General features: G+C 71.4%; 26 protein-coding genes and 1 riboswitch. Of the genes, 3 read left to right on the forward strand and 23 right to left on the reverse strand.

Annotated elements, in window-relative coordinates; genetic code table 11:
- The first annotated feature begins 33 nt into the window (after window positions 1-33).
- Together DBP14_RS07730 and DBP14_RS07735 are read left to right on the forward strand one after the other, a co-directional pair.
- Complete coding sequence (locus tag DBP14_RS07730) at window positions 34-1182, forward strand: LOG family protein (protein ID WP_164992272.1); 1149 nt, start codon at window positions 34-36, stop codon at window positions 1180-1182.
- 159 nt (window positions 1183-1341) lie between these two features.
- Window positions 1342-2037 carry an LAETG motif-containing sortase-dependent surface protein gene (locus DBP14_RS07735; RefSeq protein ID WP_206739224.1) on the forward strand — a complete coding sequence of 232 codons (696 nt, stop codon included), beginning with the start codon at window positions 1342-1344 and terminating at the stop codon, window positions 2035-2037.
- Between the two features lie 100 nt (window positions 2038-2137).
- On the opposite strand, the gene DBP14_RS07740 is transcribed toward DBP14_RS07735, so the two are convergent.
- The 11 genes from DBP14_RS07740 to rpsB all read right to left on the reverse strand — a co-directional run bounded on the left by DBP14_RS07740 (window position 2138) and on the right by rpsB (window position 13898).
- Complete coding sequence (locus tag DBP14_RS07740; RefSeq protein ID WP_129306291.1) at window positions 2138-2935, reverse strand: maleylpyruvate isomerase N-terminal domain-containing protein; 798 nt, start codon at window positions 2933-2935, stop codon at window positions 2138-2140.
- A 24-nt stretch (window positions 2936-2959) separates the two neighbouring features.
- Complete coding sequence (locus DBP14_RS07745; RefSeq protein ID WP_129306292.1) at window positions 2960-3979, reverse strand: ABC transporter ATP-binding protein; 1020 nt, start codon at window positions 3977-3979, stop codon at window positions 2960-2962.
- Window positions 3980-4011: 32 nt separating this feature from the next.
- A complete protein-coding gene (locus DBP14_RS07750; protein ID WP_129306293.1) occupies window positions 4012-5613 on the reverse strand; it encodes an iron ABC transporter permease in 1602 nt (533 codons plus the stop codon).
- Between the two features lie 56 nt (window positions 5614-5669).
- The gene (locus DBP14_RS07755) at window positions 5670-6752 is read right to left on the reverse strand and encodes a thiamine ABC transporter substrate-binding protein (protein ID WP_129306294.1); all 1083 of its coding nucleotides are present in this window, start codon (window positions 6750-6752) and stop codon (window positions 5670-5672) included.
- A gap of 79 nt (window positions 6753-6831) precedes the next feature.
- Window positions 6832-6940: riboswitch (TPP riboswitch) on the reverse strand.
- Window positions 6941-7004: 64 nt separating this feature from the next.
- Entirely contained in the window at window positions 7005-8111 is a 1107-nt protein-coding gene (rlmN, locus tag DBP14_RS07760) for a 23S rRNA (adenine(2503)-C(2))-methyltransferase RlmN (protein WP_129306295.1), read from the reverse strand.
- Between the two features lie 90 nt (window positions 8112-8201).
- Window positions 8202-8990 (reverse strand): VOC family protein, encoded by a 789-nt coding sequence (locus DBP14_RS07765; RefSeq protein WP_129306296.1) that lies wholly within the window; start codon window positions 8988-8990, stop codon window positions 8202-8204.
- Window positions 8991-9105: 115 nt separating this feature from the next.
- Entirely contained in the window at window positions 9106-10260 is a 1155-nt protein-coding gene (locus DBP14_RS07770) for a phosphatidate cytidylyltransferase (RefSeq protein ID WP_129306297.1), read from the reverse strand.
- Entirely contained in the window at window positions 10260-10817 is a 558-nt protein-coding gene (frr, locus tag DBP14_RS07775) for a ribosome recycling factor (protein WP_129306298.1), read from the reverse strand. The genes DBP14_RS07770 and frr overlap by 1 nt, the downstream gene beginning before the upstream one ends.
- A 184-nt stretch (window positions 10818-11001) precedes the next feature.
- Window positions 11002-11760 (reverse strand): UMP kinase, encoded by a 759-nt coding sequence (pyrH, locus tag DBP14_RS07780; protein ID WP_129306299.1) that lies wholly within the window; start codon window positions 11758-11760, stop codon window positions 11002-11004.
- A 204-nt stretch (window positions 11761-11964) separates the two neighbouring features.
- Complete coding sequence (gene tsf / locus DBP14_RS07785; RefSeq protein ID WP_129306300.1) at window positions 11965-12801, reverse strand: translation elongation factor Ts; 837 nt, start codon at window positions 12799-12801, stop codon at window positions 11965-11967.
- A 179-nt stretch (window positions 12802-12980) separates the two neighbouring features.
- Window positions 12981-13898, reverse strand: a complete 918-nt coding sequence (gene rpsB / locus DBP14_RS07790) for a 30S ribosomal protein S2 (RefSeq protein WP_129306301.1) — start codon at window positions 13896-13898, stop codon at window positions 12981-12983.
- Between the two features lie 275 nt (window positions 13899-14173).
- Here rpsB and DBP14_RS07795 point away from each other — a divergent pair, with 275 nt between their 5' ends.
- On the forward strand, window positions 14174-14791 hold the full coding sequence (locus DBP14_RS07795; RefSeq protein WP_129306302.1) for a M23 family metallopeptidase: 618 nt from the start codon (window positions 14174-14176) through the stop codon (window positions 14789-14791).
- A 162-nt stretch (window positions 14792-14953) separates the two neighbouring features.
- Here the strand turns inward: DBP14_RS07795 and DBP14_RS07800 are convergent, their stop codons facing one another.
- The 12 genes from DBP14_RS07800 to rplS form a co-directional block, all read right to left on the reverse strand.
- Window positions 14954-15508, reverse strand: coding sequence for a TetR/AcrR family transcriptional regulator (locus tag DBP14_RS07800; protein WP_129311738.1), 555 nt, complete (start codon window positions 15506-15508; stop codon window positions 14954-14956).
- A gap of 73 nt (window positions 15509-15581) precedes the next feature.
- Window positions 15582-16424, reverse strand: a complete 843-nt coding sequence (gene whiG, locus DBP14_RS07805) for an RNA polymerase sigma factor WhiG (protein WP_129306303.1) — start codon at window positions 16422-16424, stop codon at window positions 15582-15584.
- A 322-nt stretch (window positions 16425-16746) separates the two neighbouring features.
- Complete coding sequence (gene dprA / locus DBP14_RS07810) at window positions 16747-17910, reverse strand: DNA-processing protein DprA (protein WP_129306304.1); 1164 nt, start codon at window positions 17908-17910, stop codon at window positions 16747-16749.
- Window positions 17907-19532 carry a YifB family Mg chelatase-like AAA ATPase gene (locus DBP14_RS07815; RefSeq protein ID WP_129306305.1) on the reverse strand — a complete coding sequence of 542 codons (1626 nt, stop codon included), beginning with the start codon at window positions 19530-19532 and terminating at the stop codon, window positions 17907-17909. Before DBP14_RS07815 ends, dprA begins: the two co-directional genes overlap by 4 nt.
- On the reverse strand, window positions 19532-19897 hold the full coding sequence (locus DBP14_RS07820; RefSeq protein ID WP_164992273.1) for a YraN family protein: 366 nt from the start codon (window positions 19895-19897) through the stop codon (window positions 19532-19534). Before DBP14_RS07820 ends, DBP14_RS07815 begins: the two co-directional genes overlap by 1 nt.
- 106 nt (window positions 19898-20003) lie before the next feature.
- On the reverse strand, window positions 20004-20312 hold the full coding sequence (locus DBP14_RS07825) for a DUF2469 domain-containing protein (protein WP_003965949.1): 309 nt from the start codon (window positions 20310-20312) through the stop codon (window positions 20004-20006).
- Between the two features lie 56 nt (window positions 20313-20368).
- Window positions 20369-20905 (reverse strand): NUDIX hydrolase, encoded by a 537-nt coding sequence (locus DBP14_RS07830; protein ID WP_129306307.1) that lies wholly within the window; start codon window positions 20903-20905, stop codon window positions 20369-20371.
- Window positions 20895-21677, reverse strand: a complete 783-nt coding sequence (lepB, locus tag DBP14_RS07835; protein WP_129306308.1) for a signal peptidase I — start codon at window positions 21675-21677, stop codon at window positions 20895-20897. Before lepB (DBP14_RS07835) ends, DBP14_RS07830 begins: the two co-directional genes overlap by 11 nt.
- Window positions 21678-21754: 77 nt before the next feature.
- Entirely contained in the window at window positions 21755-22798 is a 1044-nt protein-coding gene (gene lepB / locus DBP14_RS07840) for a signal peptidase I (protein ID WP_164992274.1), read from the reverse strand.
- Window positions 22686-23783, reverse strand: coding sequence for a signal peptidase I (lepB, locus tag DBP14_RS07845; RefSeq protein ID WP_129306309.1), 1098 nt, complete (start codon window positions 23781-23783; stop codon window positions 22686-22688). The genes lepB (DBP14_RS07840) and lepB (DBP14_RS07845) overlap by 113 nt, the downstream gene beginning before the upstream one ends.
- Window positions 23776-24471, reverse strand: coding sequence for a signal peptidase I (gene lepB / locus DBP14_RS07850; protein ID WP_129306310.1), 696 nt, complete (start codon window positions 24469-24471; stop codon window positions 23776-23778). Before lepB (DBP14_RS07850) ends, lepB (DBP14_RS07845) begins: the two co-directional genes overlap by 8 nt.
- Window positions 24472-24516: 45 nt before the next feature.
- A complete protein-coding gene (rplS, locus tag DBP14_RS07855; protein ID WP_046727833.1) occupies window positions 24517-24867 on the reverse strand; it encodes a 50S ribosomal protein L19 in 351 nt (116 codons plus the stop codon).
- Between the last annotated feature and the right edge of the window lie 78 nt (window positions 24868-24945).

The following is a 24945-nucleotide window of genomic DNA, read 5'->3' on the forward strand; positions in this document are numbered from 1 at the left end:
TCCCCGGCCGAACGCCTGTGCCAGCATGGGCGGGTGCACCCGACACCCGCCCAGCCGCAGCCGGCCCCGCCGTCGCAGCCGCACCGCGCCGCCCACGACCGCGAGATCGAGTCACTCGCCGAGTTCGACGAGGCCGTCTCCGCGCACGGCTCCCTCGCCCGGTACCGCCTCCAGGCGGTCGACCTGACGGACCGCACGGCCGCCCTGCTGAAGCTCGACGCCACCGGCGCCGTCTTCCTCGGCTGCCCGATGGCCCCGGAGGCGGCCGCGCACATCCGGTCGGCCGGCGCCCTGGTCTTCCCGCCGGTCCCGGGACTGCCGTTCGACCCGTACCGGGCACTGCCCTACACCCCCGACGAGCTGTTCGCCTCGCTCGACGGCGGCTACGAGGCGACCCCGGACGCCCGCGCCTACGCCTGGTTCCAGCAGACCAAGGCCGACGGCGACGTCTTCGCCTCGATGCTGCGCGCCGTCCACGACGACGCCGTCTCCGACGCCCTCGACGAACTCCTCGTCGGCGCCCGGGTGGTGGGCGTCATGGGCGGCCACGCCATGGCGCGCGGCACAGCCGCGTACGCCGGAGCCGCCCGGCTCGGCCGCGAGCTGGCCCGGGCCGGCTTCACGGTCGCCACCGGCGGCGGCCCCGGCGCGATGGAGGCCGCGAACCTCGGCGCGTACGCCGCCCCCTTCGACGACGGCATGCTCGACGACGCCCTCCTGCTCCTGGCCAAGGCCCCCTCGTTCCGGCCGTCGGTGTCCGACTGGGCCCGGGCCGCCTTCGAGGTGCGCGAACGCTGGCCGGACGGCGGGGCGTCGGTCGGCATCCCGACGTGGTTCTACGGCCACGAGCCGCCGAACGCCTTCGCCGCGCACATCGCCAAGTACTTCGCCAACGCCACCCGCGAGGACGGCCTGCTGGCCCGCTCGAACGCGGGTGTGGTGTTCCTGCCGGGCGCCGCCGGGACCGTGCAGGAGATCTTCGACAACGCGACACCGAACTACTACGAATCGCGGGGCGAGCCGACGCCGATGGTGCTCGTGAACGAGGAGCACTGGACAGGTGAGTTGCCGGCCTGGCCGCTGCTGACGGCGCTGGCGAGGGAGCGGGCGATGGAGTCCCGTATCGCCCTGGTTGACCGGATCGAGCAGGCTCCGGAGGCGTTGAAACGTCTGCGCGGTTAAACAGCGGGCAAAGCCAACGGCGGTCGGAGGCATATGCATTGACAGGTCTGATGGACCGCTTATAGACCTGTGAGCCACTTGGGGGTGCTGGGACTCACCTCATCCGTCGTCCCAACTCCCCCATGACCCCCCTCACTTGTGCACATGTAAAGGACAAACGTGTCCATGACTCGCCGTAGCGCACACCGTTCCGTGCGCATCCTGGGTGTCGCCTCCGCTTCGGCCGCGCTGGCGTTGGGTATTGCCGGTCAGGCGTCCGCCTGCGTCATCGGCGACTTCACCGCCGAGGCCAAGTGCGATGGCGCCAAGGGCGCCATCCTCGTCACCGACAAGGACGCCTCGGCCACTCCGGCCACCATCACCCTGTTCCGGACTAACAAGGGCGGCGTGGAGAAGCAGATCGACGAGAAGGCCGACGTGAAGGGCTCCGCCAAGGGCACCGTCGTCACCTTCGCGGAGAACTGGCAGCCCACCGCGTCCTACCGCATTCACGTCCAGGCGGGCGCGGTCGACCAGGACATCAGCCCGGCGCTGACCCTGCCGTCCAAGGCCTGCGCCCCCGAGAGCCCGTCCCCCAGCCCCAGCACCTCCGCCGACACCAGCCCGAGCCCCAAGCCGTCCAAGTCCACCCCCGCCGAGTCCGACACCCCGACCCCGTCCACGTCGGAGAGCAGCGCCCCGGCCGTCCCGTCGGACAACGCGCCCTCCCCGGCGGCCGGTGACTCCAACCTCGCCGAGACCGGAGCGAACTCCAACACCGGTCTGATCGCCGGTATCGCGGGCGCCCTCGTCGTCCTCGGCGGTATCGCGGTCTTCTTCGGCCTGCGCCGCCGCAGCGCCGGCAACGGCCGCTGACGACACCCGGTTTTGTACCTCGCTAGGGCCGTGGCCCGTCCCCGTGACTCGGGGGGGGCGGGCCACGGCCATAGCCGTGCGCGAGGGCCCGGCGCCCGCCTCAGCCGAAGGTCGACCGGGACAGCCAGAACTCCAGGGCCGCGCGCTCGCCGACCACCTCCAGGCCGGGTGCGTCCAGCGGCAGCCGCCGGTAGAAGGCCAGCAGCACCGAGGTGAGCGGGCCGCGCAGGGCGACCGTCGCCTTCTCGTGGCCGCGCCGCCACTGGACGCCCTCGGGACCGTACTCCAGCAGCCACTCGGCGTTCAGGGACGAGTCGGCGTCGGTCGCGTGGAGGTGGATGGAGCGTGCTGGGCCGTCCAGCCGGAAGGCGTCCTCGTGGCCCCGGTACCGCTGGAGCCAGACGGCCAGTTCGAGCCACTCGTCGAGCGCGTCGGCGGCCACCTCGGGCGCCACGTCGTACGGCGCCCGGGCGGTCAGCGTCGCGTCGGCGCGGTGCACGGTGATCTCGCAGGTCATCCGGCGGGCCCAGAATCCGCTGGTGGCCGGGCCGGTCCACGACCACACCTTGGCGTCGGGGCCGGCCTCGCGCAGCGCGCCCACGACCAGCTCGCCGCACTCGGCCAGCCACGCGTCCAGGGCAGCGGCGTCGCCGCGCTCCTCGGGGCCCCGGCCCAGCGGGACCTCGTCCCAGGGGATGTTCTCCTGCGCGCGGGTCCGCACCAGCGCGGCCGACCAGCGCAGGGCGCCGCCCATGTGCCGTACGAGCTTCTCCAGCGACCAGTCGGGGCAGGTCGGCACGGTGGCGGACAGATCGGTGCCGGAGGTCACCAGGGCCCTCAACTGGTCCACCTGGTGGGCGATTTCGTCGCAGTACCGGTCATGAGCGAGCAAAGTCATGCACCCACCCTAGGGGGGCGGTGATCAGCCGAGCACCACGATTTCGGCCACGTCGAACTCCGCGCCGGTCTCGGCGCCGACCTCCGGGGCGTCGCGGAGCGGGCAGGCGGCCTCCAGGCGGGGGCCGTCCTGGGGCTGGAGGTGGAGGGTCACGTGGGTGCCCTTGAAGGTGCGGGCGGTGACCGTGCAGGGCAGGCCCGCGTCGGCCGGCACGAGCCGTACCCCGGCGGGGCGGACCAGCAGGGAGCGGGTGCCCTGCGGGGAGCCCTCGGGGACGGGCAGCTTGCCCCACGGGGTGTCGGCGGCCGTCTCGGCCACGGTCGCCGGGACCACGTTGTCGAAGCCCAGGAAGCGGGCGACGAACTCGTCCGCCGGCCGCTGCCAGACCTCCAGCGGCGTCCCCGACTGGGCGATCCTGCCGTCGCGCATCACCACCACCCGGTCAGCCAGGGCGAACGCCTCACCCTGGTCGTGGGTCACGGCGAGCACGGTGGTGCCCAACCGGCGGAACAGCTGCCGCAGTTCGACCACGAGACGTTCCCTCAGGGAACGGTCGAGCTGGCCCAGCGGCTCGTCGAGCATCAGCAGCCGGGGCCGAGGCGCGAGGGCCCGGGCGAGGGCGACACGCTGCTGCTCACCGCCGGACAGCCCGGCCACGGCCCGCCGTTCGGCGCCCGGCAGCCCCACCAGGTCCAGCAACTCCCGCACGCCGTCGCCCTGCCGGCCCTTCGCCAGGCCGTGCATGCGCAGCCCGAACGCCACGTTCCCGGCGACGTCCCGCTGCGGGAAGAGCTGGTGGTCCTGGAACATCAGCCCGACGCCGCGCCGGTGCGCGGGCACGCCCCGCTGGTCGCGGCCGTCGAGCAGCACCCGCCCGGAGTCCAGGGGCTGCAACCCGGCCACCGCCCGCAGCAGCGTGGACTTGCCGCTGCCGCTGGGCCCGAGCACACACACCACCTCGTGCTCGGCGACGTCGAGACCGACCGCGTCGAGCACGGGCCGCCCCCCGAAGCGCACGGTCGCGGCGTCGAGGCTCAGCAGCATCGAACGGTCCCCTTCAGTGGTGCCCCACGGCATCAGAACTCCCCCGTCCGGTCGACGCGCAGCCGCTCCAGGATCAGCAGGGCCGCCGCGCACACCACCATGAGAATCGTGGACAGCGCCATCGCCTGCCCGTAGTTGAGGTCGCCGGGCCGGCTCAGCAGGCGGGCCACGGCGACCGGGAGCGTCGGGTTGCCGGGCCGGGCGATGAACACGGTCGCCCCGAACTCGCCGAGGGACACGGCGAACGCGAACCCGGCGGCGACCAGCAGCGCCCGCCGCACCATCGGCAGGTCGACCTCGCGCCACACCCGCCACGGCGAGGCGCCGAGCACGGCGGCGGCCTCCCGCAGCCGCCCGTCGACCGCGCGCAGCACGGGCAGCATGGTCCGTACGACGAAGGGGGCGCCGACCAGCGCCTGCGCGAGCGGCACCAGGATCCAGGACTGGCGCAGGTCCAGCGGCGGTTTGTCCAGGGCGATCAGGAAGCCGAAGCCGACGGTCACGGCGGACACGCCGAGCGGCAGCATGAGCAGCGCGTCGAATCCGCGCACCAGCCGCCCGGCGTCCCGGCGGGCCAGCGCGGCGGCGGCGAGGCCGCCGATCACCACGGCGATGGCGGTGGCGGCGACGGCGTACTGCAGGGAGGTCCACACGGCCTGGAGGGGGGCGACGAGGAAGGTGCCGCCGTCGGTGTTCGTCAGCTGCCGGTAGTAGCCGAGGCCGGGCGCGTCCAGGGAGCGCTGGACGAGGACGGCGAGTGGCAGCACGAGGAGCAGGGCGATGGTGGCGAGGACGCCGGTGAGCAGCGCCCACTGGCCGGTGCCGCGCGGCCGGCGGGCGGTCACCTTCGGGTCGACCAGGCGCAGCGCGGACTCCCGCCGCCGTACGGTCCAGGCGTGCACGGCGAGGACGGCGCCGACGGCGGCGAACTGGACGAGGGTGAGGACGGCGGCCGTGGACAGGTCGAAGACCTCGGAGGTCTGCCGGTAGATCTCCACTTCGAGGGTGGCGAAGGTGGGGCCGCCGAGGATCTGCACGATGCCGAAGGAGGTGAAGGTGAACAGGAACACCATCAGCGCGGCGGCGGCCACGGCGGGTCCGAGGGCGGGCAGGGTGACCTTCCGCCAGGCGGCGAGGGGGGAGGCGCCGAGCATGCGGGCGGCCTCCTCCTGCCGGGGGTCGAGCTGGGCCCACAGTCCGCCGACGGTGCGGACGACGACGGCGTAGTTGAAGAAGACGTGCGCCAGCAGGATCGCCCACACGGTGGTGTCCAGCCGTACGCCCCACAGGTCGTCGAGCAGTCCGCCGCGGCCGACGAGGGCCAGGAAGGCGGTGCCGACGACGACGGTGGGCAGCACGAACGGGACGGTGACGACGGCCCGCAGCACCTGTTTGCCGGGGAAGTCGAGGCGGGCGAAGACGTAGGCGGCGGGCAGGGCGGCCAGCAGGGTGAGGGCGGTGGAGGCGAGCGCCTGCCAGGTGGTGAACCACAGCACGTGCCGGATGTCGGGCTGGGTGAGGACGTCCGTGATCCGCCCGAGCTGCCAGACGCCGTCCACCTTGAGGCCACGCGCGACGATCGCGGCGACCGGCCAGGCGAAGAACAGCGCGAAGAACGCGACGGGCAGGGCCATCAGGCCCAGCCGCGCCGCGCTCCCGCGTGCACTCCGGGTGCGCCCCGTGCGGGGGGCTACTTCAGTACGAGCGACGTCCACGACTTGACCCACTGGTCGCGGTTGGCGGCGATCTTGGCGGGCGGCATGGTCTCGGGGTGCTTCGCGGCCGGACCGTACTTGGTGAAGTCGGCCGGGACCTGGGCGCCCTTCACCACCGGGTAGACGAACATGTTCAGCGGCATGTCCTGCTGGAACTCCTTGGTGAGCAGGAAGTCGATGAACGCCTTGCCGCCCTGGGTGTTCTTGGCGTTGCTGAGCAGCCCCGCGAACTCGATCTGCCGGAAGCAGGTGCCGGTGGCGACGCCGGTGGGGGCGGTGCTGGGCCGCTTCTTGGCGTAGATCACCTCGGCGGGCGGGGAGGAGGCGTACGACACGACCAGCGGCCGGTCACCGCCGGCCTTCTTGCCGCCGGAGGAGCCGGAGAACTCCTGGTCGTAGGCCTGCTCCCAGCCGTCGACGACCTTGACGCCGTTGGCCTTGAGCTTCTTCCAGTAGTCCTGCCAGCCCTGGTCGCCGAACTGGGCGGCGCTGCCGAGCAGGAAGCCGAGGCCGGGCGAGGAGGTGGCGGCGTTCTCGGTGACGAGGAGGTTCTTGTACGCGGGCTTGGCCAGGTCGGCGAAGGTCTGCGGCGGGGCCAGCTTGTGCTTGCTGAAGTAGGCCTTGTCGTAGTTGACGCAGATGTCGCCGTAGTCGATGGGGGTGACCCGGTGCTTGTCGGCGTCGAGCTGGTAGGCGGAGCCGACGGTGCCGAGGCCCTTGGCGGTGTACGGCTGGAACAGGCCGTTGTCGAGGGCGCGGGAGAGCAGGGTGTTGTCGACGCCGAAGAAGACGTCGCCCTGCGGGTTGTCCTTGGTCAGGATGGCCTTGTTGACGGCCTGGCCGGCGTCGCCGTCCTTCAGGACGCGGACCTTGTACCCGGACTGCTTCTCGAAGTCCTTGAGCACGTTCTTGGAGACGGCCCACGAGTCGTGGCTGACGAGCGTGACGGTCTTGGAGTCGGCGGCCGACGCCTTGTCGTCGGAGCCGCAGCCGGTCAGCGCGGACAGGCTGATCAGGCCGAGGCCGGCCGCCGCGGCCACGAGGGTCTTGTGGTGCACTGGATGTCCTCCTGGGGTTGGCCAGGAAGAGACGCGGCCCCGCCCGGGCTCCGTGAGGGGCCCGGGCGGGGCGCAACAGCTTGAGTGATGACCGAACTTCCTACCCAGAATGACCTGGGCAAGGTTCAGAGGGTCTGCGGCCCTGTCCGCCGCACTCTCAGCGCTGTGGCGCTCCCCTGTCGGAATATGCAGATGTATGAGACGGCCGGATTGCCGTGGCCGGATCACTCTGGCCGGTTTGTCATGGCCAGATTATCGCTCGGTCGCGGCGAGCTGGCCACAGGCCCCGTCGATCTCCTGTCCCCGGGTGTCCCGGATCGTCACCGGCACACCATGGGCGGCGATCGCCTCGACGAACGCCTTCTCGTCCTCCGGCCGGGACGCGGTCCACTTCGAGCCCGGCGTCGGGTTCAGCGGGATCAGGTTGACGTGCACCGGTTTGCCCCGGAGCAGCCGGCCGAGCCGGTCACCCCGCCAGGCCTGGTCGTTGATGTCCCGGATGAGGGCGTACTCGATGGACAGCCGGCGCCCGGACTTCTCGACGTACTCGAAACCGGCGTCCAGCACCTCGCGCACCTTCCACCGGGTGTTCACCGGCACGAGGGTGTCGCGCAGCTCGTCGTCGGGGGCGTGCAGGGAGATCGCGAGCCGGCACTTCAGGCCCTCGTCGGCGAACCGGTGGATGGCCGGGACCAGGCCGACGGTCGACACGGTGATCCCGCGCTGGGACAGCCCGAGCCCGTCCGGTGCGGGGTCGGTGAGCGCCCGGATCGCGCCCACGACGCGCTTGTAGTTGGCGAGCGGCTCGCCCATGCCCATGAAGACGATGTTGGACAGCCGCGCCGGTCCGCCGGGCACGTCACCGTCGCGGAGCGCCCGCATGCCGTCCACGATCTGGTGGACGATCTCCGCGGTGGACAGGTTCCGGTCCAGACCGGCCTGGCCGGTGGCGCAGAACGGGCAGTTCATCCCGCAGCCCGCCTGCGAGCTGATGCACATCGTCACCCGGTCCGGGTAGCGCATCAGCACCGACTCCACGAGCGTGCCGTCGAACAGCCGCCACAGCGTCTTGCGCGTCGTCCCCTCGTCGGTGGACAGATGCCGTACGACGGTCATCAGCTCCGGGAACAGCGCCTCGCGCAGCCGCTCCCGGGAGCCGGCCGGGATGTCCGTCCACTGCTCGGGCTCGTGCGCGTACCGCGCGAAGTAGTGCTGCGAGAGCTGCTTGGCACGAAACGGCTTCTCCCCGGCCTCCGCCACCGCGTCCTTGCGCTCGGCGGGCGAGAGATCGGCGAGATGCCGCGGCGGCTTCTGGGCTCCGCGCGGCGCGACAAAAGTAAGTTCTCCGGGCTTGGGCATGGTGGTACCAGTGTCTCAGATCCACTCGGGTGAACCTGCGGCCCGGAATCGGGGCGGTGGCCCGGGGCGGTGGCCCGGGCCGACTGGGGCTCAGGACATCGCGCTCTTGATCACGGCGAAGGGGGCGCCGGACGGGTCGAGGAACATGGCGAAGCGGCCGATGCCCTCCGCGCTGGTGGCCGGGATGATGACGGTGGCGCCGGCTTCGGCGGCCCTGGCGGTGGTGGCGTCGCAGTCGCTCACCTCGAAGTACGGGTGCCACTCCGGTGTCGATCCGGCGTCGAGGTTCTCCTGCGGGAGCTGCATCAGGCCGCCGTGGGCCGCCTCCGCGCCGGCGCCGGCCGGGGTGAGGACCGTGTAGGTCAGCTCGGGGCTCATCGGCATGTCGGTCATCTGCCAGGAGAAGACGGAGCCGTAGAACGCCTTCACCGCGGCTGCGTCGGTCGTGTACAGCTCCGCCCAGGAGAGGCTGCCCGGCACGCCGACGGACTCCAGGCCCCCGGTCTCGCCCGGCTGCCACACGGAGAAGTCCGCCCCGGCGGGGTCGGTGAAGGCGGCCATCCGGCCGTAGGAGAAGACGTCCGACGGCGGCACCCGGACGCTGCCGCCGGCCTGTTCCACGGTCTTGGCGGTGGCGTCGGCGTCCGGCGTGTGGAAGTACACGGTCCAGGAGGGGCTCGCGCCCTCTTCCGTGAGGGGGCCGAGACCGGCGACGGTCCTGCCGTCCTGCCGGAAGAAGCCGTAGCCGCCCGCCTCCGGGCCCGCCGACTGGAAGTCCCAGCCGAAGACGGCGGCGTAGAAGGCGGCCGCCGCGTCGGTGTCCGGGCTGCCGAGGTCGAGCCAGTTCGGAGCGCCCGGTACGAATGAGGTCGTCAGCATGGTGTGGTCCTCCAGTGTGCTCGCGGTGCGTACTGAAGAACGATCCCGCCGGTTCGCCGTTTCGGCATCCGGTGGGACCCGGCGCCGACGCGGCCCGGCCCCGCGGCCGCCTGCCTCAGGCGCTCCCCACGAAGATCACCAGCAGCAGCCACACCACGGGAGCCGTCGGCAGCAGGGAGTCCAGACGGTCCATGATGCCGCCGTGCCCCGGGAGGAGGGTGCCCATGTCCTTGATGCCCAGATCACGTTTGATCATGGACTCGCCGAGGTCGCCGAGCGTCGCGCTGGCCGCGACCGCGAGGCCGAGGAGCAGGCCCTGCCACCAGGCGCCGTCGTCGATCAGGAACTGCATGCACAGGGCGCCCGCGACCATCGCGAACAGCACCGCGCCCAGCAGGCCCTCGCGGGTCTTGCCGGGGCTGATGCGCGGGGCGAGCTTGTGCTTGCCGAAGCGCCAGCCGACGGCGTACGCCCCGGTGTCGCTGACCACTGTCAGCAGCAGGAAGGTGAGGACGCGCCAGGGGCCGTCGTCTGCGGTGAGCAGCAGCGCGACGAACGTGGCGAGGAACGGCACGTAGAACGCGGCGAAGACGCCGGCCGTGACGTCCTTGAGGTAGCCCTCGGGGGGATCGGTCATGCGCCAGACCAGCACGGCCAGCGCGGTCAGCGCCATGGCGACCCAGGCGCCCTCCGCCCCCCGCACGTACCCGGCGATCACCATCGCGGCGCCGCCGACCGCGAGCGGCACCAGTGGCGCCTTGATCGCCTTGCGCTCCTGCAGCCTGCTGGTCAGCTCCCACAGGCCCACGACTACGGCGACCGCGATCACCCCGACGAACACGGCCTTGACGATGAACAGGGAGGCGACGATCACCACACCGAGACCGACCCCGACCCCTATGGCCGCGCCCAGGTCGCGGCCCGCGCTCTTCTTCTGCGGCGTGGGTGCGGGCGCCGGCTGGGGGGCGTCGGGCATGGGCTCCGGATTCTGCGTCTGGGGCGTCTCGGGCGGAAGGGACTGGCTCGGCTGAAGCAGGTTTTCCCGGAACTCGTCCCGGAACAAGGGGCCGCTCAGCCGAGCGGCCCCCCGGTCGTCGTCCTGGTCTCCGCCATACGCGGGTACGTCGGGAACGATGGGCATGGGGCGAGTCTGCTGCGCCTTGGGCGCATCGTACGCGGGACCCGCCGGGGCAGCCCCCTGGACAGGCCCACGCTCGGTGGGCCCCCAGTACCCGGATGGTGGCGGCGCCCCCCAGGAAGAGTCGCTCATCAGACTTCGAGCAGCTCCGATTCCTTGTGCTTGAGCAGCTCGTCCACCTGGGCGACGTACTTGTGCGTGGTGTCGTCGAGCTCCTTCTCCGCGCGACGGCCCTCGTCCTCGCCGACCTCGCCGTCCTTGATCGCCTTGTCGAAGGCGTCCTTGGCCTTGCGGCGCACGGAGCGGATGGACACGCGCGCGTCCTCGGCCTTGCCCTTGGCGACCTTGATGTAGTCGCGGCGGCGCTCCTCGGTCAGCTCGGGGAACACCACCCGGATGATATTGCCGTCGTTGCTGGGGTTGACGCCCAGGTCGGAGTCGCGGATCGCCTGCTCGATGTTGCGCAGCGCGGTCTTGTCGAACGGGGTCACGACGGCCATGCGCGGCTCCGGCACGGAGAACGAGGCCAGCTGGTTGATCGGCGTCGGGGCACCGTAGTAGTCGGCCACGATCTTGTTGAACATCGCGGGGTGCGCCCGGCCGGTGCGGATCGCGGCGAAGTCCTCCTTGGCGACCACGACGGCCTTCTCCATCTTCTCCTCGGCCTCGAGGAGGGTCTCTTCGATCACCACTTGCTCCTGCGTGTCTTGAGTGAGGCCCGGCTGCGGTTCCTGGTCGGGGCGGCGGCCGGCTGCGTCGCGTCTTCTTCCTGCACGGTTCCGGACCGGCAGGACATTGTCCATCCCCCGGCCTGGGTGCGTCCCGTCCGTCCCCCGGACAGGTGTCGTACCTCGGGCGAAGGGGGCGTACGGGTCAGTGCCTGCCGCCCTGGTCCCCCACCAGGGTGCCGATCTTCTCACCCTTGACCGCCCGGGCGATATTGCCCTCCGCGAGCAGCTCGAAGACGAGGATCGGGAGCCGGTTGTCGCGGCACAGGGTGATGGCGGTGGCGTCGGCGACCTTGAGGTCCCGGGTGATGACCTCGCCGTAGCCGAGGGCGTCGAACTTGACGGCGTCGGGGTTGGTCTTGGGGTCGGAGTCGTAGACCCCGTCCACGCCGTTCTTGCCCATGAGCAGCGCCTCGGCGTCGATCTCCAGGGCGCGTTGGGCGGCGGTGGTGTCGGTGGAGAAGTAGGGCATGCCCATACCGGCGCCGAAGATGACCACACGGCCCTTCTCCAGGTGGCGCACGGCGCGCAGCGGGATGTACGGCTCGGCGACCTGGCCCATGGTGATGGCGGTCTGCACCCGGCTGTCGATGCCCTCCTTCTCCAGGAAGTCCTGGAGCGCGAGGCAGTTCATGACGGTGCCGAGCATGCCCATGTAGTCGGAGCGGGCGCGGTCCATGCCGCGCTGCTGGAGTTCGGCGCCGCGGAAGAAGTTGCCGCCGCCGATGACGACCGCGATCTCGGCGCCGTCGCGGACGACGGCCGCGATCTCGCGGGCGATCTTGTGTACCACGTCCGGGTCCACGCCCAGGCCCCCGCCACCGGAGAACGCCTCTCCGGACAGCTTCAGCAGAAACCGGCCGCGTACTTTGCCGTCGTCGCTCTTCTGGGCCTTGGTGGTCATGGAGATCCCGCCTCTTTCACGTGGTGCACATACGAAGAAGGCCACTGCCGGTTGGGGTCGCTTTTCGCTCCCATGCGCGGCAATGGCCTCCTCGTCAGATCTGCTGCCGTCCGCCGCACGCCCGGGTGTGGCGGTGTGCGCGGACGACTGCTGTCGACCCTACCGAGATTTCCCGCCGGGTCGCGCGTCGATCGCGGTACGGACTCAGATGCCGACCTTGATGCGCGTGAAGCGCTTCAGGGTGACACCGGCCTCGTCCAGCACCTTCTGGACCGACTTCTTGTTGTCCAGCGCGTAGGGCTGGCCGAGCAGCGTGGCGTCCTTGAAGAAGCCGTTGACGCGACCCTCGACGATCTTGGCGATCGCGGCCTCGGGCTTGCCCTCGGCGCGGGTGGTCTCCTCGGCGATGCGGCGCTCGGACTCGACGACCTCGGCCGGCACGTCCTCCTTGGAGAGGTACTTCGGCGCGAACGCGGCGATGTGCTGGGCGATGCCCTTGGCGACCTCGGCGTCGGGCTTGTCGAACTCGACGAGGACACCGATCTGCGGGGGCAGGTCGGGCATCGTGCGGTGCATGTACGCGATGACGTAGCCGTCGGCGAACTGCGCGAAGCGGTCCAGGACGATCTTCTCGCCGAGGTTGGCGTTGGCCTCGTCGACGAACGCCTGGACGGTCTTGCCGGCCTCGATCTCGGAGGCGAGCAGGGCCTCCAGGTCGGCCGGGGAGGTCTTGGCGACGTGCTCGGCGATGGCGGTGGCCACGGCCTGGAACTTGTCACCCTTGGCGACGAAGTCCGTCTCGCACTTCAGCTCGACCAGGACACCGGAGGAGTTGTCGCCGGCGATGATGGAGACCACGGCGCCGTTCTCGGCGGAGCGGCCCTCGCGCTTGGCGACGCCCTTCTGGCCCTTGATGCGCAGCGCCTCGACGGCCTTGTCGACGTTGCCCTCGGCCTCGTCCAGCGCCTTCTTGCAGTCCATCATGCCAGCGCCGGTCAGCTCACGGAGCTTCTTGACGTCGGCGGCGGTGTAGTTCGCCATGAGTCAGTGAGTCTTTCTGGAAGTCTTGGGAGATCTTCAGATCCGGTACGGTCCGCGCTCCGCGTGGGTGGCGGAATCGCGGACCTGGTGCCGACCTACGGGTGAGCGGCGGGGGCGGACTTCACCGCGCCGGGGGCGCCGTGAAATGCGGTACCGCCCCCGCCGTTCGCACCGTCAGGTCAGGCCTGCTCGCCCTCGGCGGCCGGGGCCTCGGCGGGCTTCTCGGCTTCGGCGGCGGGCGCCTCGGCGGCCGGGGCCTCAGCAGCGGCCTCGGCCGGCTTCTCGGCCTCGGCGGCGGGGGCCGCGGGAGCCTCGTCGGCCTTCTTCTCGCCCTCGAGCAGGTCGCGCTCCCACTCGGCGAGCGGCTCGCCGGCGGCCTTCTCGCCCTTGTCACCGGTGGCGACGCGGGAGCGGGAGATGAGGCCCTCGGCGACCGCGTCGGCGATCACGCGGGTGAGCAGGGTGACGGAACGGATCGCGTCGTCGTTGCCCGGGATCTTGTAGTCGACCTCGTCGGGGTCGCAGTTGGTGTCGAGGATCGCGACGACCGGGATGTTGAGCTTCCGGGCCTCACCGACCGCGATGTGCTCCTTCTTGGTGTCCACGATCCAGACGGCGCTGGGAACCTTGGACATCTCGCGGATACCACCGAGGGTCTTCTCCAGCTTGGCCTTCTCGCGCGAGAGCACGAGAAGCTCCTTCTTGGTGAGACCGGACGCGGCGACGTCCTCGAAGTCGATCTGCTCGAGCTCCTTGAGGCGCTGCAGACGCTTGTAGACGGTGGAGAAGTTGGTGAGCATGCCGCCCAGCCAGCGCTGGTTGACGAAGGGCATGCCGACGCGGGTGGCCTGCTCGGCGATGGCCTCCTGCGCCTGCTTCTTCGTGCCGACGAACATGACCGTGCCGCCGTGGGCGACGGTCTCCTTGACGAACTCGTAGGCGCGGTCGATGTACGACAGTGACTGGAGCAGGTCGATGATGTAGATGCCGTTGCGCTCGGTGAAGATGAAGCGCTTCATCTTCGGGTTCCAGCGACGGGTCTGGTGACCGAAGTGGACGCCGCTCTCCAGCAGCTCCCGCATCGTGACGACGGCCATGGCCGTATCTCCTTGAATTTCTCGGTTGTGCCGCGGCAGCCGGGACGGCCGTCGCGCCTGACGCCCGCGGTGCGCCGTTGCCGCGAAGGACCGAGGGGCGCTGATACGGCTCCTTGCCAGGTGCCGTACCGGGGCGTGCGAAGTCGACCCGGTGACCCGGATCGCCAGAAGAAGTGTACGGGACCGACGGGGCCGCGGGTGACGCCGCTGCCCACAACCGGGGAGTTGTCCACAGGCCGCGGCGGTGATCGACGGAATACGGGACGGTGTGGGGCATGCGACGAGTGACGCGAACCGCGTGGACCTGCCTGTTGTTCCTGGCCGCCCTGCCCGCCCTGGCAGTGGCCCTGCTGCCGCCTCCGGCCCGGGCGGCCACGCCGGCGCCCTTACTTCCCAGCCCCCCGGCGACCACGCCGGCGCCGTCGCCCCCGCCGGCCCGTGAGGCACCGGTTCCGGCCGTCGCCCGCGGGTGGCCGGTGGGCGTCCGGCCGCCGGTCCTGCGGGGCTGGGAGCCACCGGCCACGGTCTACGGCCCCGGCCACCGCGGAGTCGACCTGGCCGCGCCTCCTGGCTCCGCCGTGCGCGTGGTCGCCCCCGGCCGCGTGTCCTTCGCGGGCCGGGTGGGGGGACGGGGAGTGGTGTCGGTGACCCTCACGGGGACTGACCTGCGCACGACGTACGAGCCGGTGACCCCCTCGGTGAAGGAGGGGGACGCCGTGGGGGCGGGCGAGGTGGTCGGGACCCTGGAAGACACCGGCTCCCACTGCGGCCGTACGACATGCCTGCACTGGGGCCTCCTACGAGGCGAGACCTACCTGAACCCCCTCACCCTGCTACCCCCCTGGCTCCTGAACACGGGCCCCTCAAGACTGCTACCGGTACTGAGCAAGTAGCAGCGGGCAGGCGTGCGCGCCTAGCTGCGGACACGGGTACGCCCCCAGCTGCGGGCATGCGTGCCGCAAGGGGCGGCACGGGTGGGCGGTCGGGGTCCCCCGCTCGAAGCCGAGAGTGGGGGAGGCACCCCGCAAGCGCGGGCAAGTGAAACCCGCCCCCGCTCAGCCCCGCACCCCCCGCAGCGCCATGCCAACAGCAGCCTCGGTCACGACAGCCGCATCCTCCACGCCCAGCTCGATCCGCCGCACCGCCGCATCGACAACCCCCTGCACCAGCATCGCCGCCAGCCGAGGCTCCCCCTGCCCCATCTCCCCCAGCGCCTGAACGATCATCGCCACCAGCCCCCCGTGCGCCCCCCGGATCTTCTCCCGCGCCCCGGCGTCCAGCTCACTCGCGGAGATGGCGACCACGGCCCGGTGCCGCCGGTCCCCGACCAGCGCCAGCTGCCGCCGCACGTACGCCTCGACCTTCCCCTCGGCCGACGGCACCCGCTCCATCGCCGCCGCCACCTCCGCGGCCCACACGGGAAAGTCGACGGCGCACAGCTCCTCGACCACCGCGGCCCGGGACCGGAAGTACTCGTACACGGACGACCGCGCCAGCCCCGTCCGCTCGGCCAGCGCGGGAAAGGTCAGCGCCTCCGTACCGCCCTCGGACAGCAGGGACCGGGCCGCGTCCAGCAGGGCGGCTCGCTGCATCGACCGGTGCTCGGCCACGGAGGCCGCTCGAATCCTTGGCACGCCGACCACTGTACGGACCGCCGGCCGGCGGCCGCGGGCGCTGCGCCGCTCAGCGTCCGAAGCTCGCCAGCTTCGCCCGCAGCTGCAGAACCGACTTGGTGTGGATCTGGCTGACCCTGCTCTCGGTGACCCCCAGCACGTTCCCGATCTCGGCGAGTGTGAGTCCCTCGTAGTAGTACAGGGTGACCACGGTCTTCTCCCGGTCGGGCAGCGTGTTGATCGCCCGCGCCAGGAAGCGCCGCAGTTCTCGGTCCTCGGCCACTTCCACCGGGTTGTCCGCAGCGGTGTCCTCCAGCGTGTCCATCAGGCTGAGCCGGTCCCCGCCCTCACCGCCGACGTGCAGCAGCTCCTCCAGGGCCACCACGTTCGCCAGCGACAGCTGGCTGAACACGGCGTGCAGGTCGTCGACGTCCATGCCCAGCTCGGCGGCGACCTCGCTCTCGCTCGGCGTCCGTCTCAGCCGGGCCTCCAGCGTGGCGTAGGCCCGCTCGACGTTCCGCGCCTTCTGCCGCACCGACCGCGGGATCCAGTCCAGCGCCCGCAGCTCGTCGATCATGGCGCCGCGGATCCGGGTGATCGCGTACGTCTCGAACTTGATCTCCCGGTCGATGTCGAACTTCTCGATCGCGTCGATCAGCCCGAAGACCCCGGAGGAGACGAAGTCGGCCTGCTCGACGTTGGGCGGCAGGCCGACGCTGACCCGGCCCGCCACGTATTTGACGAGCGGCGAGTAGTGCAGGATCAGCTGCTCCCGCAGCCGGTCGTCCCCCGTCGCCTTGTACGACCGCCACAACTCGTCGAGCGTCGAGGGAGCGGGCGGCCGCACGCTGCCACCGTCGCGGGCGGCTGGGGGGATCGCCGCCCGGTCGGACCCGGAGGTGTGCTGGGGCATTCGTCGCCTTGTGCCGTTCTGCCGTGAAGTGCCGTGAAGTGCTACGGCTGCGGTGTCGTGGGGGGTGGTGGGATGAGGTGGGCTGTCTGGGCGAGCTGTCGGTCTGATGTCGAGTTGGCGCGGTCTGCGCCAGGGCCTTCGTGAGCGTAGCGTGACTGAGGAGTCGCGGTGTGCGAACTGTGCGGCACCACCCTTGCGCGGACTGCCTCCACGGGCCGCGACACCGCTCTGCGCAGGTCGCTCAGCGTGACCGAGTGGAGGCATCAACTCCGGGAAAACCCAAGGGGGTCGGGGATTCCCCCGGACGGCCGAACACGCTCGGTCAGCACGGGCTGCGGCCGCGCCGGACCGAGATCACCGCCTGGCGTGTCAACTTCCAGCCGTCGCCGTGTCGTTCGACGTAGCCAAGTGCTCGGAGTTCGTACAACCTCGCGATCGCCTCGTCGCGTGTCGTCCGCGCGCCCCGCGCGATCTCCTCGGCGGGGGCCGCACGGTGTCCGGGCAGAGCGGCGAGTACCTCGCGGGCTGCGGGTTCCAGCAGGTCTCGCGGGAGGACGGGCCCGTGCCGGACCGGGGCCAGCTCTCCCATCTCCCCGACGAGTTCGACGACGTCGGCGGCGTCGGTGACCAGGGCGGCCTCACCGCGCAGCAGTTCGTGGACGCCGGCGGAGAGTGCGCTGGTGACCGGGCCGGGGATGCCCATCGTGATCCGCCCGAGGCGCTGGGACGCCCGCGCGGTGACCAGCGAGCCGCTGCGGCGGGCCGCCTCCACGACGACGGTGCCCCGTGTCAGCGCGGCGATCACCCGGTTGCGGAGGATGAAGCGGCTCGGTGTCGGGTGGTCGCCGGGTGGCAGTTCGCCGATGACCAGTCCCTGTTCCGCGATCCTGCCGATCAGTGCGGCGTGGCCGCGCGGGTAGGGACGGTCGACGCCGCAGGCCAGCACGGCGACGGTGGCGCCGCTGGCCGCGAGCGCTCCGCGGTGGGCGGCGCCGTCGATGCCGTAGGCGCCGCCGGAGACCACGATCCAGCCGCGCTCGGCGAGGCCCGAGGCGAGGTCGGCGGCGACGTGGGCGCCGTACTCCGTGCAGGCGCGGGCGCCCACGACGGCCACGGAGCGGAGCGCCCACATCCGCAGGGAGGCGGTCCCGCGGACCCAGAGGCCGAGCGGGCGTCCGTCGCCCAGGTCGTCGAGCTGGCCCGGCCACTCGACGTCCCCCGGCCGGAGGAACCGCACTCCGGCGGCCCGCGCCACGTCCAGGTCCCGCTCCGGTTCCGCCGCGCCGGCCCGCGCCACGAGCCCGCCCCACCGCGCCGCGCTCACCCCGGGCAGGGCGTCCCGCGCCTGCCGCAACCGCCGCACCACCTCCGCCACCCCGAACTCCCGCACCCACCGCCCCCCAACCTCGTCCCCGGGCTCGATGACCCGAGCCAGAAACACCCGCGCGAGCAGCTCGGCGTCGGGTTCGCGGGCGTCTGCGCTCACGTCAGGGCCCCGATGGCCATGGGCACACCGCGTGGCACCCCGGTGCGCAATTGCAGCGCGAGGGCGACGTCGGTGGCGTCGGGCCGGTCGTGGCCGACCAGGTCGGCGACCGTCCAGGCGACCCGTAGCACCCGGTCGATACCGCGGGCGGTGATCACCCCGCGTTCCAGGTTGCGTTCCGCCTCCTCCATCGCGCCGACGGCCGCGAGGAACCGGCTGCGCAGTTCGCGCCCGGGCACCTCGCTGTTGGTGCGCCACGGCGTGCCGGTCAGACGTGCCGCCGCGCGCTGCCTGGCCTGGCCGACCCGGTCGGCCACGGTCGCGGTGGACTCACCGCGGGCGCCCGGGTCCGTGAGCTGGGCCCGGGTGACCGGGTCGACCTCGACCCGCAGGTCGACTCGGTCCAGCAGCGGCCCGGACAGCCGTGCCTGGTAGCGGCGGATGGCCGACGGCGGGCACTCGCAGAGGGAGTCCCGCTGCGAGAAGCGCCCGCACGGGCAGGGGTTGGCCGCCAGCACCATCAGGAAGCGGGCCGGGAACCGCACCACGCCCGCGCTGCGCGCGATCACGACGTGGCCCGACTCCAGCGGCTGGCGCAGGGCGTCGAGGGTGCGGGTGTGGAACTCGGGGGCCTCGTCGAGGAAGAGGACACCCCGGTGGGCGAGGGAGACGGCACCGGGGCGGGCGATGCCCGGGCCACCGCCGACCAGGGACTGCATGGTGGCCGAGTGGTGCGGAGCGCAGTAGGGGGCGATGTCGATGAGCGGCTTACCCGGAGGCAGCAGACCGGCCACCGAGTGCACGGCCGTGACCTCCAGCGACTCCCCACGCGTGAGCAGGGGGAGCACAGCAGGCAGGCGCTCGGCGAGCATCGTCTTCCCGGCACCCGGAGGCCCCTCCAGGAAGAGGTGGTGCCCACCCGCCGCGGCCACTTCCACGGCCGTACGCGCCGAGGTCTGGCCCACGACATCCGCCAGGTCGTGGTCGTGGCCGTGCTGGGTGGCGCCAGTGCTGTGCATGCCCGTGGCCGCGCCCGTGCCCGGCACGCGCAGGCCGGCCAGCAGCGGATCGGGGCGGCCCTCCTCGTCCGCGGGTTCGTCGGGCAGCGGCTCGTCGGCCAGTACCGCGATCAGCTGCCGCAGGCTGCGGATGCCGAGCACGGAGATCCCGGGGACCAGCGAGGCCTCGGCCGCGGCGCACTCCGGTACGACCACTTGTTCGTAGCCGGCGTCGGCGGCGGCCAGGACGGCGGGCAGGATGCCCCGGACCGGCCGCACCCTGCCGTCAAGTCCCAGCTCCCCGATCATGACGATGTCGGCGAGGACCCTCGGGTCGATCCGCTCGGCGGCGCCGAGGACCGCGCAGGCGATGGCCAGGTCGAAGCCCGAGCCTGCCTTGGGCACCGATGCCGGGCTGAGCCCGACGGTGAGTTTCTTCGGCGGCCACTCGCCGCCCGAGTTCACCACCGCCGCCCGGACCCGGTCCTTGCTTTCTGTCAGGCTTTTGTCCGGGAGGCCCACCAGGGTGAAGGCCGCGACGCCGGGTTCGAGGTCGGCCTGGACCTCGACGACCACGCCCTCGACGCCGACCAGGGCCACGGAGCAGGTGCGGGCGAATGCCATCAGGCCACCCCCCGCGCGTGCTCGACGGACGGGGCGCCGCGGCGGGGCAGCAGGACGCCGACCAGGTCGATGCGGACGCCGCCCGGTGGGGCGCCGCCCTGGGCCTGGATCCAGCGGTGCGCCAGGGCGAGGAGCCGCTCCGCCTTCTCCGGGGTGACCGCGGCCATCGGGTGCTGGAAACCGCCGCTCCTGCGGGTCTTCACCTCGCAGACGACCAGCGTGTTCCCGTCCCGGGCCACGATGTCGATCTCACCGGTCCGTCCGCAGCGCCAGTTGCGCTCCAGGATCGTCATACCGGCCTCGGTCAGCCGCCGGGCGGCCAGCCCCTCGCCGTACTTGCCGAGTGCGCTGCGTGCCTTGCTCATGTCGGCACCACCTCCGGCGCCAACCGTCACGCATCGGCCGCCAAGAAGTGGATCTTGGTGCACTACTCACGGGTTGTGGACAACCCCGTCACCCGAACGTGGTGGATCAGCCGCCCGGAAGCTCCAGGTCGCTCTTGTTCAGCTCCTCGATGTTCACGTCCTTGAACGTCAGGACGCGCACCTGCTTCACGAAGCGGGCCGGCCGGTACATGTCCCAGACCCAGGCGTCGGCCATGGACACCTCGAAGAACACCTCGCCCTGGACCGAGTGCACCTGCATCTCGTAGTCGTTGGTGAGATAGAAGCGCCGTTCGGTCTCGATCACGTATTTGAACAGACCGACGACATCTCGGTACTCCCGGTAGAGCTTCAGCTCCATCTCGGTCTCGTACTTCTCGAGGTCCTCGGCGCTCATGGCATGTTCCCCTTCAGCCGTGCGATCCCACCATTGTGCGCCAGTCCGACGGACCCTCAGACGATTTCCGTGTCGAGGGTCACGGGTCCGGCCGGGGGACCCTCGTCGAGCAGCGTGCGCAGCAGCCCGGCGAGTCTGGTCGGATACACCGTCTCATGGGTCCGGGTCAGTTCCTGACACGTCCACCAGCGCGCTCCGGAGACGCTGCGCCGCTCCAGCTCCGTCAGCGCCGCCGGCTCGGTGGCCGTCCGCGTCGTACGGGCCAGGTAGTACCACTCGTCCTGGTCCCAGCGGCGGCCCGCGAACGGGAAGGAACAGGTGCGCCGCCACAGCACCGGGCCGAGTTCCACCTCGGTGATGCCGGTCTCCTCCGCGAGTTCCCGCAGCGCGGCCTCCTCGCGCGTCTCGGCGCCCTCCAGTCCGCCGCCCGGGGTGAACCACCAGTCGTCGGCCGGATCGTCCGGCTCGTGCCCGTGCAGCAGGAGGATGCGGTCCTCGGGGTCGAGCAGGACCACCCGGGCCACCTTGCGCAGCCCGCCCGCGCAGGACTCGTCGTACGTCTCCTCGCCCGCCCCCGTGGGTTCAGCGGGCACCGGCGGCCTCCGTGCGGGCGCGGGTGCGGGAGCGGGCCCTGCGGTTCGCGATCGGGCCGTAGGCGCCGCCCAGGAGCACCAGGACCGCCCCGGCGACGATCATCGTCTCGATGGTCCGCAGGGGGCCCGGCTGGGACAGGGTGCCCAGGGCCTCGAAGCCGGTGGGGCGCTTGAGCATGCCCTTCATCGGCCAGATGACGGCGTCCACGCGCGCGGCGACGGCGTCGCGGGACACGGTGCCCTTGGCGGCGTCGGTGAGGTGGGCGGTGGAGTCCAGGGAGCCCTGGCGTTCGTCACCGAGCAGGAAGAGACGGCCCTCGGGGACCTTGATCTCCGGGATCTTCTTGGTCTCGGCCAGGCTGCCCTTGGGCAGATACGGTTCCTCGATCTGCTTGCCGTTGACGGTGAGCTTGCCGTCGGTGCAGCAGGAGACGGTGTCCCCGCCGACCGCGACCACGCGCTTGACCACGTCCGAGCCGGTGACCCAGTCCTTGTCCCGGAAGACGACCACGTCACCGCGCCGGATGTCGGAGCCGTCGACGCGCTGGGCGAGGACGCGGTCGCCGACGCCGATGGTCGGGGACATGGAACTGGTGGGCACGGTGTACGGCCGGTAGGTGAAGGCGGCCCAGCCGAAGCCGCCCAGGAACAGGACCAGGCCCAGGGCCACGGCCACTCCGGACAGCCGCTGCCCCGTCCGGCTGCCGCCGGGTCGTGCCGTGCCTGTGCCCGCGCCGTGCGGTGCCGTACGTGTTGTGCTCTCGCCACCCATGGGCGGCACCCTACCCGGCAGTACCGTGCCCGCCCAGCCCCGGTTCCGTCCGGCCCGGCCGGACGGAACCGGGTCGGTCAGTCCTGCTTACGCTTCGCCGGACGCCGCCGCCTGCGCCATACGACCACCGGCACGACCAGGGCGACGGCCACGCCTCCCGGGGCCGCCGGCAGGGGCGCCGCCGAGGAGTGGTCGCTCAGGCCCGGCTGGCTGAAGGTGTCGGGGACCGGGAGGGTGCCCCAGCGGTTGATCGGCCAGGCGCGGACGATGGCGCGGCCGACGACGTCCTTCACGGGGACCATGCCGTGGTGCTTGTCGTTCTGGTTGTAGCGCGAGTCGCGGGAGTTCTGGCGGTGGTCGCCCATGACCCAGATGTAGCCCTTGGGGACCGTCACCTTGAACCGGCCGCCCGTGTCGTCGTCGGAGCACGGGGTGTTGCCCGCGTACACGTACGACTGCTCGTTCAGCGCCTTGCCGTTGACCATGAGGGGCCCGGTGCCGTTGCACTGGATGGTGTCGCCGCCGACGCCGATCACGCGCTTGATCAGGTCCTTCTCGTCCGCGGACGGCATCAGTCCGACCCAGCTGAGGACCTGCTGCACCGCGTTCGGGGACGGGGCCGGCTCGCCCGCGAGCCAGTTGTCCGGGTCGTGGAACACGACGACCTCGCCGCGCTCGGGCTCGGAACCGAACCACGGGGTGAGCTTGTCGACGAGGACCCGGTCGCCGATCTGCAGGGTGTTCTCCATCGACGCGGACGGGATCGAGAACGCCTGTACCAGGAACGTCTTGATCAGCAGGGCCAGCACGAGGGCGATGCCGATCAGGATCGGCAGCTCCTTCCAGAAGCTGCGCGGCTTCTTGGGGGCCGACGCGGCCTCGTCCCCGTCCTCGGTGTCGTCCGTGTGGTCCGTACGGTCCCTGTCCAGCGTGTACTCCGTGTGCGCCGTGTTCTCGTCCCTGCTCCGGGGCCGGCCGTCCGCCGGTGGTCCGGCGGCGCCCGCCGCGTCATTCCCGGAGGTCATGGCGCCTTCGGATGCGGGGACGTCCGCCTCCACGGGGTGCCCGCGGTGCTCCTCGCCGTCGTGTCCCGACCGTGCGCCAACCGCCACATCCCCCACGCCAACTCCTCACTCTGCGTCGCTGCCTGCCCCACACGCGGCGCAGGCCCACCACTCCCATAACGAGCGGGAGTTCCGCAGGGGTCGGGAGCCGGGTCAATCCGTTCTGTTCGTCGGAAGCAACCCTATGCGACAGCGCGGGAGCGGCGGTGGCACCCGACACGGAGTGGGAAACGCTTGCGAAGGTTTTAGGTTCGTCCAGACCCGTCCAGTGACCGACCGGCCAGCCGATGACCATGGCCCGGCCCACTACGGAGCGCAACGAGACCGTGCCGCCGTACTTCGTGTTCTGGTGGACGCGGGAGTCCGCGGAGTTGCCCCGGTGGTCCCCCATCACCCACAGCCGCCCCTTCGGGACGGTGATGTCGAAGGGCGTGTTGGAGGGCGCGTTGCCGGGGTACAGGTAGTCCTTCTCGTCGAGGGGTACGCCGTTGACGGTGATCCTGCCCTGCGCGTCGCAGCACTTCACATGGTCGCCGCCGACCCCGATGACCCGTTTGATCAGGTCTTTCTCGTTGTCGGAGGGCAGCAGGCCGATGAAGGTCAGGCCCTCCTTGATCTGCTTGACGACGATGGGGTCGTTCTTCTTGGGCGTCTGCTCGCCCTCCAGCCAGCCACCCGGGTCGTGGAAGACGACGACGTCCCCGCGGTGCGGCTCGGAGCCGAACCAGGGGGTGAACTTGTCGACCAGGACGCGGTCGCCGATCCGGATCGTCTGCTCCATGGAGCCCGAGGGGATGACGAACGCCTGGACGAGGAACGTCTTCAGCACGAGCGCTATGAGGACCGCGACACCCACCAGAAGGGGGATCTCTCGAACTACCGATCGTCTGCGCTTGCGTTTGACCTTGCGCTGCAGTTTGCGCCGCTCCGCGCGCGTACGGCCGCCGGCGGGCGACGCGGCCGACGTACGGCGGGCCCCCGTGGGCAGCAGGTCCTCGGCGGGCGTGCTCGGCGCCCCGCGCGGCTTGCCGCGGTTACCCATGTGCGCCCTCCGGTGCGGGGACGCGCGCGTAGGCGCCGGGGCGGGTCAGGTGGGTCCAGTGGTCGCGGGGCCAGATGATCCAGTCGGCGCGGCCGATGACGGAGCCGACGGGGATCATGCCGCCGCCGGGCGAGCCGAGGTGGTCACGGGAGTCGCTGGAGTCGCTGCGGTGGTCACCGAGGACGAACAGGCGCCCTTCGGGCACGACGACGTCGAAGGAGACGTCGGAGGGGCTGTCCCCGGGATAGAGGAACGCCGTCTCGTCGACCGCCCGGCCGTTCACCTCGACCCTCCCCTGCTTGTCGCAGCAGACCACATGGTCTCCACCCACCCCTACAACGCGCTTGACGTAGTCGCCGTGCCCGAAGTACTCGGTGCCGTCGAAGACGACGACGTCGCCGCGGTGCGGCTGGGCACCGAAACGGTACGCCAACTTGTTTACGAGAACGCGGTCCCCGATCCTCAATCCCTGTTCCATGGATCCGCTCGGAATCTGGAACGGTTGCACCACGACGTGGTTGAGGATCAGCAAGAACGCCAGGCAGACGAAGAGGCCGAGGGTGATCCGGCCGCCGGGCAGCCACTCGGCGAGCCGCGGCACCAACGCGAAACGCGACCGGCCCTCCGGGCCCGGAGTACCGGGCTGGGAGGAACGGTCGCGCTCTGTCGGCTTCGCTTCGGTGTCCATCGAGGCCAGATGGTATCCGGCCCCGCTGTGCACGCCCGCGCGAGATCAGTTCTCGCGCTTCTCCTTGATCTTCGCGGCCTTGCCGCGCAGCTCACGGAGGTAGTACAGCTTGGCGCGGCGCACGTCACCGCGGGTGACCAGCTCGATCTTCTCGACGATCGGGGTGTGCACCGGGAAGGTGCGCTCGACGCCGACGGAGAACGAGACCTTGCGGACCGTGAAGGTCTCGCGGACACCACTGCCCTGGCGGCGGATCACAACGCCCTTGAACTGCTGCACACGGGAGCGGTTGCCCTCGATGACGCGGACGTGGACGTTGACGGTGTCACCCGGGCGGAAGGCCGGGACGTCGCTGCGCAGCGACGCGGAGTCGACGGTGTCGAGCAGGTGAGACATTTCGTCTGCTTTCTTCGCTGATGCCACAGGTCATCAACGGAAACTAGGTGTATCAGGGGTCTGCCGTGCGGGTCGGGA

It is taken from the genome of Streptomyces sp. L2 (assembly GCF_004124325.1).
In the GTDB taxonomy this organism is placed as follows: Bacteria; Actinomycetota; Actinomycetes; order Streptomycetales; family Streptomycetaceae; genus Streptomyces.